The organism is Streptomyces sp. NPDC003034 (assembly GCF_053591375.1).
In genome coordinates this window covers 1-12,311 of the sequence record NZ_JBSFTS010000037.1, presented here as the reverse complement: position 1 = coordinate 12,311, position 12,311 = coordinate 1, and the positions used below count along the sequence as shown (strand labels likewise).

Annotated in this window: 10 protein-coding genes; 5 read left to right on the top strand and 5 right to left on the bottom strand. The window is 73.9% G+C overall.

Annotated features, from left to right (window positions below; genetic code table 11):
- Positions 1-916: 916 nt before the first annotated feature.
- The 5 genes from ACWDX7_RS26350 (at position 917) to ACWDX7_RS26330 (ending at position 4,636) form a co-directional block, all read left to right on the top strand.
- A complete protein-coding gene (locus ACWDX7_RS26350; RefSeq protein WP_451489523.1) occupies positions 917-1,753 on the top strand; it encodes an ABC transporter substrate-binding protein in 837 nt (278 codons plus the stop codon).
- Entirely contained in the window at positions 1,720-2,550 is an 831-nt protein-coding gene (locus ACWDX7_RS26345; RefSeq protein WP_451489522.1) for an amino acid ABC transporter permease, read from the top strand. The genes ACWDX7_RS26350 and ACWDX7_RS26345 overlap by 34 nt, the downstream gene beginning before the upstream one ends.
- Positions 2,551-2,605: 55 nt before the next feature.
- A complete protein-coding gene (locus ACWDX7_RS26340; protein WP_451489684.1) occupies positions 2,606-3,406 on the top strand; it encodes an amino acid ABC transporter ATP-binding protein in 801 nt (266 codons plus the stop codon).
- Positions 3,407-3,493: 87 nt separating this feature from the next.
- The gene (locus tag ACWDX7_RS26335) at positions 3,494-3,700 is read left to right on the top strand and encodes a hypothetical protein (protein WP_451489521.1); all 207 of its coding nucleotides are present in this window, start codon (positions 3,494-3,496) and stop codon (positions 3,698-3,700) included.
- 327 nt (positions 3,701-4,027) lie between these two features.
- Positions 4,028-4,636 (top strand): response regulator transcription factor, encoded by a 609-nt coding sequence (locus ACWDX7_RS26330; protein WP_451489520.1) that lies wholly within the window; start codon positions 4,028-4,030, stop codon positions 4,634-4,636.
- An 18-nt stretch (positions 4,637-4,654) separates the two neighbouring features.
- On the opposite strand, the gene ACWDX7_RS26325 is transcribed toward ACWDX7_RS26330, so the two are convergent.
- The 5 genes from ACWDX7_RS26325 to ACWDX7_RS26305 form a co-directional block, all read right to left on the bottom strand.
- Positions 4,655-6,580: an ATP-binding cassette domain-containing protein gene (locus tag ACWDX7_RS26325; protein ID WP_451489519.1), complete on the bottom strand. Its 1,926-nt coding sequence runs from the start codon at positions 6,578-6,580 to the stop codon at positions 4,655-4,657.
- Positions 6,577-8,331 carry an ABC transporter ATP-binding protein gene (locus ACWDX7_RS26320; RefSeq protein ID WP_451489518.1) on the bottom strand — a complete coding sequence of 585 codons (1,755 nt, stop codon included), beginning with the start codon at positions 8,329-8,331 and terminating at the stop codon, positions 6,577-6,579. The genes ACWDX7_RS26325 and ACWDX7_RS26320 overlap by 4 nt, the downstream gene beginning before the upstream one ends.
- Positions 8,332-8,398: 67 nt before the next feature.
- Entirely contained in the window at positions 8,399-8,536 is a 138-nt protein-coding gene (locus ACWDX7_RS26315) for a SapB/AmfS family lanthipeptide (RefSeq protein WP_451489517.1), read from the bottom strand.
- Positions 8,533-11,175 (bottom strand): class III lanthionine synthetase LanKC, encoded by a 2,643-nt coding sequence (gene lanKC, locus ACWDX7_RS26310; protein WP_451489516.1) that lies wholly within the window; start codon positions 11,173-11,175, stop codon positions 8,533-8,535. Before lanKC ends, ACWDX7_RS26315 begins: the two co-directional genes overlap by 4 nt.
- 292 nt (positions 11,176-11,467) lie before the next feature.
- Entirely contained in the window at positions 11,468-12,139 is a 672-nt protein-coding gene (locus ACWDX7_RS26305) for a restriction endonuclease (protein ID WP_451489515.1), read from the bottom strand.
- Positions 12,140-12,311: the final 172 nt, after the last annotated feature.

Genomic DNA, 12,311 nt, shown 5'->3' with positions numbered 1-12,311 from the left:
CTGGGGGTACGGCCGGACCCACCGACGTGCGGCTGCCTACGGGGGCCAGGGGGAGCGCGGCCCCGTCTCCCACGGTGGGGTGACGCTCACCCGGTGTCGGGGGAGGCAGCCCGGGGGAGGCGCAGGCGGAGCCGTGGTCCTGATCCGGATGGGGCGGCTCTGCCGGTTCTGCCGGTTGTGCCGAATCGGCCGACGCCGTGAGGGACGGGCCGGCCAGCCCGTGGGCGGGACCGTCGCCGAGGAGGAAGGACGAGCAGTGGACGGCCGCGAACAGCAGCGCGCTCAGCACACCCACGAGAAGGCCGGCCAACCAGGGGGAGCCCTGGTGAGCCGGTCGTCCCCGGGGGTTGCGTGGCACAGTTCCTCCGTGCGGCAAGCGACTCCTCGGCCCGAAGCGGGAGGAGCGGCAAGGGAAGGTCGCCGTCGTTCGGCACCGCAGTGCCCACGCTCTCGAACATAGCGCGCTTCCCGTGGGGCCATGGGGATTTCAGGACACGGTGGGGCGGCCCCCGCACGGCCCGACGGCGGCGAAGCGGGAGTACGGGCGGCGCCTCGACGGGCTCTTCACGGACGAGCCGGTCGCGTTCCGCTCACTCGTCGGCGGCGACTACGACCACGCCGTGCGGCTGCTGCCGGGCGCGGTCCCGCCGGAGGCGAGCGGGCCGGGCATCCACATCCGGGCCCGCGGCCGAACGGTGCCGCGGCGAGCGGCGGGCGGGTCCGGGGCGGTGTGGACCATCCGGCGGCAGCGGCCCGCCCCACGAGTGGCGGCGCTCGCGCTCGCCGGGGCGATCGCCGCGGCCGGTATGCGGCGCATCGCGAATGGTCCGGCGCCGGGCGCGGTGGGGGGCTTACGATCTCGACCGACGGTCTCCTCCGGGACCGCCGCCGCCCCGCACCCCCGTGGAGGTCAACCGTGTCCTGGACGGCCGAAGGACAGCGCAGGCACCGCAGCAGTCTCCGTATCCGCGCCGCGGCCGCCGCCGCGGCGGGCATCTTCCTCGCCGCGGGCTGCACCTCCGGCGGCGGGCCGGGGGAGGCGGCCGGAGGAGTGCCGGTCGTGGAGGCGGGCAAGCTGACCACCTGCACCCATCTGCCCTACCCGCCCTTCCAGTTCGAGCAGCAGGGCAAGATCGTCGGTTTCGACGTGGCCCTGATCGACCGGGTCGCCGCCGACCTCAAGGTCGAACAGAAGATCCTCGACACACCCTTCGAGAACTTCAAGACGGGTGCCTTCCTGAACTCCGGCGAGTGCGACCTCGCCGCGGCCGGCATGACGATCACCGACGAACGCAAGAAGAACGTCGATTTCAGCGTCCCCTACTTCGACGCGACTCAGGCACTGCTCGCGACCAAGAAGAGCGGGGTGACCTCGCTCGCCGACGTCAGGACGAAGAAGCTGGGCGCCCAGGCGGAGACCACCGGCGAGAGCTACGCCAAGTCCCAGGGCCTGGACCCGGTCGCCTTCGAAAGCTCGGACGCGGTGCTCAACGGTCTGCGCACGGGGCAGGTCGACGCCGTCATCATCGACTACCCGGTCGTCCAGGGCTGGCTCAAGGACCAGAAGAACGCCGCCGAGTTCGCCCTCGGCCAGAACATCGAGACCGGTGAGCAGTACGGCTTCTCGGTGAAGAAGGGCAACACCGCCCTCCTCGCCGCCATCAACAAGGCGATCACGACCGCCAAGGCCGACGGTACCTACAAGAAGCTGTACGAGCAGTGGATCGGGCCGATGCCCCAGGCCACGTCGTGACCTCCCGGCTGACCAGGCGCCAGCGCCGCCGGGTCTCGCAGGGCATCCAGTACGCGGTCTTCGCCGCCGCACTGGTCCTGCTCGGCCTCTTGGCCGACTGGGACCGGCTGCGGAACCAGTTCGCGCAGACGGACCTCGCCCTGCGGCTCTTCCCGGAGATCATCACCCTCGCCCTGCGCAACACGGTGGTGTACACGCTGTCGGGGTTCGTCTTCGGCCTGGTGCTCGGTCTGGTCATCGCGATGATGCGGTTGTCGTCGGTGGCCCCCTACCGGTGGCTCGCCGGCATCTACATCGAACTGTTCCGGGGCCTGCCCGCCCTGCTGATCTTCATCTTCGTGGGCGTGGCCGTCCCGCTGGCCTTCCCGGGGACCGCGATTCCCGGGGGCACCTACGGCAAGGTCGCGCTCGGCCTCGGCCTGGTCGCCGCCGCCTACATGGCGGAGACGATCCGGGCGGGCATCCAGGCCGTACCCAAGGGCCAGATGGAAGCCGCCCGCTCCCTCGGTTTCTCGCACGCCCGCGCCATGGTCTCGGTGGTCATCCCGCAGGCGTTCCGCATCGTCATCCCGCCGCTCACCAACGAACTGGTCCTGCTGTTCAAGGACTCCTCGCTGGTGCTGTTCCTGGGCGTGACGCTGGAGGAGCGGGAACTGACGAAATTCGGCAGGGACCTCGCGAGCCAGACCGCCAACTCCACCCCCATCCTGGTCGCGGGCCTGTGCTACCTCCTCGTGACCGTGCCGCTGAGCTTCGTGGTGCGCCGCCTGGAGGCGCGCGCCGACAAGGCCACGTGAGGACGAGATGCCACCCAAGGACGAGATGCCGGACAACACCGAGACGGTGGACACGATGGCCGCGGACCGCCCCGAGATCGAGATCCGGGGGCTGCACAAGTCCTTCGGTGACAACCACGTCCTGCGCGGCATCGACCTGGAGATCGCCCGCGGCGAGGTGGTGTGCGTCATCGGGCCGTCCGGCTCCGGCAAATCGACCCTGCTGCGCTGTGTGAACCTGCTGGAGGAGCCGAACGAGGGCCAGGTCTTCGTCGGCGGCACGGAGGTCACCGACCTGGACGTCGACATCGACGCGGTGCGCCGCCGTATCGGCATGGTCTTCCAGCAGTTCAATCTGTTTCCGCACGTCAGCGTCACCGGCAACCTCACGCTGCCGCAGCGGCGGGTCTTGGGCAGGGACAAGGCGCAGGCCGCCGCCGTGGCCCGGGAGAACCTCCGGCGCGTCGGCCTCGCGGACAAGGCGGACGCCTTTCCCGCGCAGCTGTCCGGCGGTCAGCAGCAGCGGGTGGCGATCGCCCGCGCCCTGGCGATGGGCCCCGAGGTGATGCTCTTCGACGAGCCGACCTCGGCGCTGGACCCCGAACTCGTCGGCGAGGTGCTGTCGGTGATGCGGGTGCTGGCGGACGAGGGCATGACGATGATGGTCGTCACCCACGAGATGAGCTTCGCCCGCGAGGTCGCCGACCGGGTCGTCTTCATGGACGGCGGAGTGATCGTCGAGCAAGGGCCGGCGGCCCGGGTGATCGGCCGTCCGGCGCACGAGCGGACCAGGAACTTCCTCAACCGCATCCTGGACCCCGCGGCGGTGGAGGCACCCGCCGGCGACGAGGGACCGGGGCGGGGACAAGCCCGTTGAACGAGCGGAGGCCCGAGCGGTGAGTCGTGGCGCCACGAGGGAACAAGCGGGGAGAGGCCGATGGTCGGCCAGGCAGGAGCCACAACGATGACAGAGGCATCCCGTCCCATCTCGGCGGCCGAAGCGGCCCGGGCAGCGCTGGAGGAGGTCACCGATCCCGGACAGCGGGCGATGACCTTGGCCCTGCTGGCCGTCGGCGATCAGCTGTGGGCGGCGGCCGAGAGCGTTCGGAGCATCGACGGGCGGCTGGAACAGGTGAACGCGTACCTCGGGGCGCTGGCCAACAAGCCCTGATCGCCCGGGCACCGCGCCGTACCGGCGACGCAGCCCTCCGCACCTCGCCCCATGGGGGTGATCCGCCGCCGCTGACGGGTCGTGCCCTCGGAGAACCACCGGCAAGGGGCCGGAATCGGCCCCTCCGTGGGACGGGGTGCGGAAAGGGTTTTCATCGTCCTGACCGTGCGGAGGAGGCGGCTGCGACGGGTGCCGGGGCGTGCGGGTCGCATGACGGGGGCACGGCCTTCGGCCATGCGCCCCCGCACGCCCCCGGCAGTAACGTTCCGCCAGGGTGATCGTGGGCAACTGCTTGGTGCTGATCGATCACACCTGAGGAGAGCCCCGATGACCAAGGTCCTCGTCCTGCACAGCGTCAGTCTCGTGAGGTCGGCTCTCGCCGCCCTCCTCAGATCCGAAGGCGGGTTCGACGTCACCACCGCGGGCTGGCGGACCGCCGACCGCCAGGCGGAGCGCTTAAGGCCGGACGTGGCGGTCGTGGACCTCGACTGCCCGGGCGCCTCGGCCGCCCTCGGGGGAGACGGCACCGCGGCTCGTACGGTGCGCACCTGGCCCACTCCGCTGCTGGTGCTCGCCACGCCGGTCGCACCGGGCTCACTGCGGCGGGCCTTCCAGGCCGATGCCCTCGGCTACATGGACAAGGACGGATCGCCGAGCCGGCTCATCCGGGCGATACGCCAGGTCGCGGCGGGGGAGCGCTTCGTCGACGCATCTCTCGCCTCGGCCCTCATGGCGGCCGGCCCCGTACCCCTCAGCCCGCGCGAGCTGAGCGTGCTGGCCCGGGCTGCCGAGGGCGACTCGGTCGCGGAGATCGCACGCGCCCTGCACCTCGCCAGCGGAACCGTACGCAACTACATGGCGGCGGTCACCCGCAAGACCGGCGCCCGCAACCGCATAGACGCGATCCGGATATCCCGGCGGGCCGGCTGGGTGTGAGCCGCTGAAGGCCGCCCCTCAGCATCGCGCGTCCCACATCCCCACGAGCTCCCGGTAGAGGGGTGATCTGGCCGGGAGTTCCTCGTGCGTACCGCAGACCGCGCGGGTGCCGTCCAGGACGAGGACCCGGTCCGCCCGGGCCGCGGAGGAGATGCGGTGGGCCACCACGACGAGGGTGCCGGGGCGGGCGGCGAGGGCCCGCTCGGCTTGCTCCTCGGTACGGGGGTCCACATGGCACGTGGCCTCGTCGAGCAGGAGCAGCGGGGCCGGGGAGAGGTAGGCGGCGGTGAGGGCGAGCTGCTGCCGCTCGCCCTGGGAGAGCCGTCCCGGATCGAGCGCCGCGTCCAGCCCGCCCAGCCGGTGGACGAGGCCGGCGACACCGAGGGCGGCCAGCGCCTGCGCCACCTGTGCCCCGGGGACCGGCCCGGGGCACAGGTGGGTCAGGTTTTCCCGGACCGTGCCGGTGAAGACGTAGGCCTGCTGCGGCAGCAGCGTCCGGCGGAGGTCGGGCCCGCCCCCCACAGCGGGCCGGGCCGGTGCACCGGCCAGCAGGACGGTGCCCCGGCCCGGAGCCAGCAGCCCGGCGAGCAGGGCGGTGAGCGTGGACTTGCCGATTCCGCTGGGCCCCACCACGGCGAGGTGTTCCCCGGGTCGCACGATCAGGTCGAGACCGTCGATCACGGGATGCGCGCCGGGCCCGTAGGCGAAGCGGACCCCCCGCAGCTCGACGGCGGCCGGGCTCCGGCCCGCGTCCGACGGATCGGCCGGCCCCGCCGGGCTCCGGCCCGCGTCCGACGGATCGGCCGGCCCCGCCGGGCTCCGGCCCGCGTCCGACGGATCGGCCGGCCCCGCCGGGATCGGGGGACCCGCCGGCCCCGCCGGGCCCATCGGCCCCGCCGGGCCCATCGGCCCCGCCGGACCGTGGCGAAGCGGATCCGGCTTCGGGGGCGCGAGAGCCGGCCGCGGCCGGGCCGTTGCCCCTTCCGGTGCGCAGAACCGGTCCAGCACCACCAGCAGCCTGGTGCCCGCCGAACCGAGGGCCGCCATCAGCGCGTTGAGGGACGGCAGCAGCGACTGCACCAGATAGGTCAGGGCGCCGGCCAGGGTGCCCGCCGTGACCCCCCGCCCGAGCAGCCAGGGCGTCCCGGCCAGCAGAGCGACCACCGGCAGGCGCCCCGCCACCCCCAGCGCCACCGTACGCACCGCCGCCCACCGCGCGAGCCGCCCGGCGAGGCGCTCCTGCGCGGCGATCAGCCGTACCACCGGAGCACCCGCCGACTCGCCCCCGCCGCAGGCCACGACGTCGCGCAGACCTTCCGCCAGCTCCCCGACCCGCCAGGACAGCGCCTCGTCGGTGTCGAGTGACGCGCGCTGCACGGCGGCCATCGGGGCCAAGGTGGCCAGGAAGCCGGCCGTCCCCACCAGCAGCGGGGGCAGCACGAACCACAGCAGTACGGGCGCCAGCGCGGCCATTCCCGCCAGCGCTCCGACGGTGGTGAAGACGAACGACCGCGCGGTCAGCACCAGTCCGGCGAAGGAGTCCCGGGCCATCTCCGTCTGCTGTGTGAGCCGGGAGACCGCAGCTGATCCGGTGCCCCGCGGCCGACCCGCGACGGCCTGCTCCACCGCCTGGCGGACGGCCCGCCGGACCAGGCCGTCGCGCAACGGCTCGACCAGGTCCGCGAGAGCGCCGAACACCCCGCGCAGGGCGGCCGCGCCGAGCAGGGCGCCCACCGCGGCCACGCACAGCCAGCCGATCCCCGTGCCGGTACGGCCGGCGAGGAAGCCGTCGTCGAGGGCGCGGGCCACCCCGTAGCCGCCGGCGAACGTGTGCGCGGATTCCAGCAGCGACCAGAGCGCGAGCCGGACCAGGGCGGGCAGCCGGCCGCGCAGGAACCGCCGGCCCTCGGGGGCCACCCGCCGCCAGGTGCCGTACTCGCTCACCGCGCCGGCTCCCGGCCGGCCGACGTCTCCTCGGCGGCGAACACAGCCCGGTATTCCGGGTCCCGCCACAGCTCGGCGTGGGTTCCCGTCGCCCGCACCCGTCCCGCTTCCAGCCATACGACCCGGTCCGCCGCGGCGGCCGAGGAGACGCGGTGCGCCACGACGAGGCGGGTGCCGGCCCGCACCTCGTGCGCCAGGGCCCGCTCGACCTGGCGCGCCGTGACGGTGTCCAGGCTGGAGGTGGCGTCATCGAGCACCAGCAGCCGCTCCGCATGGCAGAACGCCCTGGCCAGGCCCAGGCGTTGCAGCTCGCCGCCGGACAGGGGCGCGTCGGCGACCGGGGTGTCGTAGCCCTCCGGCAGGCGCCGTACGAAGGCGTCCGCCCCGGCTGCCCGGGCTGCCGCGCGCACGGCCTCCGGGCCGGGCGCGGGCGCCGTTCCGAAGGCGATCGCCGCCCCGACGCTCGCCCCGAAGAGCGCGGGGCGGTCGAAGGCGTGCCCGACCCCCCGGCGCAGCGCCTCGGCCGACAGTTCGTCCAACGGCACCCCGTCGAGCAGGACCCGGCCCGCGTCGGGATCGGTGAGCCGTCCGGCGACGGCGGCGAGCACGGTCTTGCCGGAGCCCGAGTGGCCGACGACGGCGGTGGTCGTGCCGCCGGGAACCCGCAGGCTGACATCGCGCAGTACGGCTGTCCCCCCGCGTTCCACCCGTACCTCTCGCAACTCCAGTGTGCCCGGGCCGCCGTGGGGCAGGGCCCGTCGGCCGTACGTCAGTTCCGGCAGGCCGAAGAGCGCCGCCGTACGCCGGGCGGCGGTCCGCCCGCGCACCACCGCGGCCAGGGTGCCGGTCACCGCCCCCACCCCGGCCGCCAGGCCCGCGTAGCGGACGGCGGCGAGCAGTTCACCCACACCGAGAGCGCCGGCGGACAGCCGGACGCCGCCCACCGCGAGCACCGCGTACAGCAGGAGGGGCATCAGAGCGCTGGTGCGGGCCATCGTCGTGCCGTAGACCCGCCACATCTGCCTTCCCTCGCCGTCCAGTTCGGGCAACCGTGCGAGGATCCGTGCCTGTTCGCGCTCGGCGGTGCCGGCGGCGGCGATGGTCCGGGCCCCGGCCAGGGTCTCCACGAGCCGGCCGGCCATGGCCAGCTGCACCTGCTGGTAGCGGGTGACGCTCGCCGTGGAATCACGGGCGAAGGCGCGCAGCATCACCACCAGCAGCGGCAGTCCGGCGAGGAAGGCCAGGGCGGTCCACACATCGATGAGGAAGAGGGCGACCAGCCCGCCGACCGGAAGAAGCAGGGCGGCGCTACCGGTCGCGGCGGCCACCGGTACGGTCCCCGCCTCGGTGGCGTGCGCGGTCAGCCGCGCGGAGACGTCTCCGGGGGAGTGCCGGGCCGCGTGGTGCGGTGCGGTGCGCAGCAGCCGGGCGATCCCGAGCCGCCGCAGCCAGGCGGTGGAGCGGGCGCCGACGCTGCCCGAGATCCGGGCGGTGGCGGCGTCGAGCAGGACCTCGGCCCCGATCACCACGGCGCACCACACGGTCCACAGGGCGCTCGCAGGGTCGCGGCGGAGCAGCAGATCGAGGGTGTGGCCCAAAACGGCGGGCTCGGCGAGGGCCGCGCCGGCGGCGGCGACCGAGCACCCCCACACGGCGGCGGTGCGGCCGGCGCTGTGCCGGGCGGCCGCCCGCAGCGCCCGGTCGGCGTCGTGTGCGGCCGCCGCCTCCCCGGCGTGATCGGGCGGGATCATCGGCGATGGCTCCAGGGGTGTGGTGCGGGCCCGGGCGGCGAACCGCCCGGGCCCGGGAAGGACCTGATCAGTTACAGGTCGTGACGCTCAGGCTGCTGTCGCCGCAGAGAAGCAGGCTGGCGCGGCTGCCGCCGCCGGTGAGATGGGCGGCCTCGCTGGTCTCTTCCTTGGGGATTTCCATCGACTGCAGGTCGAGAAGCGTCATGGCTGATTCCTCTTCTTCACTGTTGTGTTCCGATGGGACACGGCCCCCCGGTGGGGGACCGGCTCTGGGGCCGCCGCGGTGGGCCGCAGCGGCGGAAGGAACGGCAGGTGTGCGCGCCCGCCGGGCGCGGCGCTGCCGAGGGCGAGGAGGGCGCCGGCCGTGCCCGTGGACAAGTCCATGGACAGGCGCATCAACTGCTCGCCGGGAAAGGCCAGTCGGCCTCGGTACGGGACCGCGTGGCGGGCCAGGGCATCGATCTGCCGCGCGATGTCCTCGTCCCGCGTGCCCGGGCCGGGGGTCGTGGTCCGGGCCAGGTGGAGGATCATCCCCGCGGCGCCGCGGAACAGACCGGGCTGTGCGTAGAACGTCGCCTGCGCCGCCCGGATGACCGCTGTGCGGGCCCGTTCGAAACGGTCCTCGGCGGCGTGCTCCAGCCAGTCGTCCAGCACCATGCCGATGCCGACGCTCCCCGCGCCGAGGTAGGGCATCGTGCGCCACCCCTCGTCCACCTGGAGGGTGCCGTGGGCAGTGGTCACGCAGCGGTCCAGATCACGGTGCAGGGACCGTCCGGCGGCGCGCAGCAGCTCCCGCTCCCCGGTGCGCTCGTACAACCGCAGCTGGAGCAGCGCCAGTCCGCTGTGGCCGTGGAGCAGGCCCGCCCGCTTCAGGCCGGGGGCGGCGCGGTCCGCCAGCTCGGCGCAGCGCAGGGCGGCGGTGTGCAGTTCGCGCTCACCGGTGGCCTCGCCCAGGGAGTCCAGGGCCAGCCCGATGCCCGCGAGCCCGCTGTGCAGGTCGGGCCCGACGCTCTGCCACGGTTGCGCCAGCAGTTGTTCGGCGAGGGCGAGCGCGCGGTCGCGGTGGCCGAGCCGCTCCAGGGTCCAAGCGGTGCCGGCGAGGCCGTCGTAGAAACCGAGCGGGGTGCCGGAGGCCGGCTGCTTGGTGCGGGCCAGCAGCCATTCCTCGGCCTCCGGCCACGGTTCGGCGCCGGTCTCGGCGAGCGCGTAGAGGACACCCGCGGCTCCGTACCCGAAGCCGACGCCCCCGCCCTCGCCGCTGAACTGGGCGATGTCCCCGGGGAAGAGCCGGTCCTCGCGGTCCGGGGTGGCACTGACCCGCAGCGCCGCCGTCATCGAGGCGCGGGCCTCCTCCCAGTCGCCCGGCTCGACGGGCAGGTACGCCCCGGCGGGCGCCGGTATCCGCCCGTCGCAAACGCCGGGCGAGGGCCCGGAGAGAATCTCCTCCACCGCTTCGTCCAGGAACCGCGGGGGCAAGGGGAACTGCTCGGCGGCGATGGCCGCCAGATGCGCCGCCTTGGCCCGGTCCAGTACGAGCAGGCTGGTCAGCGGCAGGAACAGGGCGAGCCGGAGGCAGGCCAGCGCGTACCGGTCCACCGAGAAGCCCCGCCGGTCGCCGGGCGCGACGAAGGCCGGGTTGGCGACGGTCTGCCGCAGCCCCTCGTCCACGTGTGCCGCGGCCTCGAAGTCGAGCAGCGCGACGGAGGGCTCGCCGGTGGTCTCGTCCTCGCTGACCATGATGTTGAAGAGGTGCAGGTCGTTGAAGACGATCCCCCGCGCGTGCACCGCGTCGACGGCCGCCGTCACCTTCTCGTGGACGGTCAGGGCCCACCGGGTGTAGGCGGCCAGCTCCGCGGGGTCCGGGTCGGCCTCGATCAACGGATGCCGGCGGGCGAAGTAGGTGTTGAGGGGCTTGCCGTCCAGGTACTGCAGGACCAGGAAGTGGTGGTCTCCCACGGTGAAGGTGCCGTGCACCGCCGGGACGCAGTCCAGCCCCGCCAGCCGCTCCAGCGCCGCCCGCTCGCGGTGCAGCCGCGTCACCGCGTCCGCCCCGTCGGCGGCGAGCCCGGCGAAGGGGCGCGCCTCCTTGAGGATCACCGGCTCGCCGGTACGGGTGTCGCGTCCGGCGTAGACGCCGCCGCCGTTGGAGAAGTGCAGGGCGCGCTCGACGGTGTAAGGGCTGCCCGCGAAGGTGACGGCCGAACGCCGGTCGAGGTGTGGCCGCAGGAACGCGGGCAGCTCGACCCACTCCGGCGGCTGGAACACCGGACCGCGCGGGTCCGGTACGAGCCGGCCGTCCGGTGCCTCGACGGCCGGCACCAGCTCGCCGTGCTCGTCGTAGCAGTGCCGCAGGGTGAAACTGCCGTAGCGCAGGTGGACCGGGCCGTCACCCCAGCGCAGGTCGCTGAGGATGTACGGGCCGCGTTCACCGGCCAGCAGGGCGTTGAGCTCCTCGGCGATCCGCCGGCACTGCTCCTCGTCGGCCGGGTAGACCGTCAGGAACTTGCCGCTCGCCGCGCGGTCCGCGTACTTGGCGTTGCGGTTGTGCAGCAGGTACCGGCTGGGGACGAACTTGAAGGCGATCCGCCGGTTCACGCAGTAGGTGCGGACCCGGTCCAGGACGGCTTCGGCGTTGTCCAGGCAGGCGGAGACGTGGATCTTCCAGCCCTGAGCGGGCAGCTCGGCGTCCAGGGGACGCAGCGCGAACCAGTCCCCGCTGCGGTGCGACTGCCATCCCGCCGGTACGGGGGCGAGCGCGGCCGGATAGCTCTCCTCGGCCCGCCGGTACGGCGCGTCGTAGAACCAGCGGTCGGCGTCGCAGAAGGCGGCGTACCCCTTGTTCACACCTGCTCCCTCGGTCGGTGGCGTGATCGACGGTGTCACGCCGGCCGGGGTCCGCGACAGTCACGGCTGTCACCGACGGGGTGTGCAGTACGCACGAGTCACTTCAGCGAGTCCTGTCGTCAAAGTCCCTCCCGGCCCGGGGCGCCTGGCACCGCACCTCCCTGCGTTGTCGGGGCGCCCGAGTACGTCCAGTACACGGGCGCCCCTCCGCCTTGCGATGCACGACACCAGACGCCTTGGGGCCTTACCGGAGCTACTTTGACGACAGGGCCGGGCGTGCACCGGCTCCCGGTCACGGGCGGTCCTGCGCTCCTGTGGCGACGGGCGTCTCCCACGGCGGAGCCGCCCTCAGGTCGGTCCACGCGGCCAGCCCCTCGCCGTCGACCAGGACGATGCCGCAGGTGGCGGCGTACTCGGTGGCCGGGGCGGTGAAGGAACTGGTGGTGACGAGCACGGCCACATCCGCCTCGTGGACGGCGAAACAGGTGCCGCCGAAGCGCTGGAGGTCCTGCGAACCAACCCGGTGGCCCTCCCCGTAGTGCTTGCACTGGAGGACGACGCGCAGGCCGTCCGCCGTCGTGGCGACCACGTCGGCGCCCAGGTCGCCGGCCCCGCCGACCACCTCCACCTGCGGGCAGCCGTCCCGTACGCACAGCGCGGCGACCGTGTGCTCGAAGCCGTCGGCGTCGACGCCCGCGTGGTCCAGGACCTCCGCCCCGAGATCCGGAACCTCCGCCACCTGCTGCCCGGGGACGGGGACCGCGGCCGGAGCACCGCCCGCGCCCGCCCGGGAAGGGCGGCGGCCCGGCGCCACGCCGCACCGGGCCAGCGCCAGCCCTCCCGCCAGCAGCACCACCGCGGCGACCGGCACCATCCCGGCACCGCCCCCCGGCGCCCCGAGCGTCCTGACGAACGCCGCCACGCCGACCAGGCAGATCCCCGCGAGCCCCAGCGCGAGCACCACGTCACGTGCGAAAGAGGCCGGCCCCCTGTCCGCCGTCCTCCTGCGTCCTCCCCCGCGTCCTCCCGACGCCGACATCGGGTCCCCTCCCTCACTCGTAAGACGGCCGCGGTCCCGGACCCAGGCGGAGCTGCTGGGAGACGACGGCTCCCGGGTGTCGGTGATCGCGCCCTGG

What these genes read in the sequence shown, in the direction of transcription:
- ACWDX7_RS26335 (WP_451489521.1), top strand. Translation starts at nt 3,494, where the DNA reads ATGACAGAGGCATCCCGTCCCATCTCGGCGGCCGAAGCGGCCCGGGCA.
- ACWDX7_RS26330 (WP_451489520.1), top strand. Translation starts at nt 4,028, where the DNA reads ATGACCAAGGTCCTCGTCCTGCACAGCGTCAGTCTCGTGAGGTCGGCT.
- ACWDX7_RS26315 (WP_451489517.1), bottom strand. Translation starts at nt 8,536, where the DNA reads ATGACGCTTCTCGACCTGCAGTCGATGGAAATCCCCAAGGAAGAGACC.
- ACWDX7_RS26340 (WP_451489684.1), top strand. Translation starts at nt 2,606, where the DNA reads ATGGCCGCGGACCGCCCCGAGATCGAGATCCGGGGGCTGCACAAGTCC.
- ACWDX7_RS26320 (WP_451489518.1), bottom strand. Translation starts at nt 8,331, where the DNA reads ATGATCCCGCCCGATCACGCCGGGGAGGCGGCGGCCGCACACGACGCC.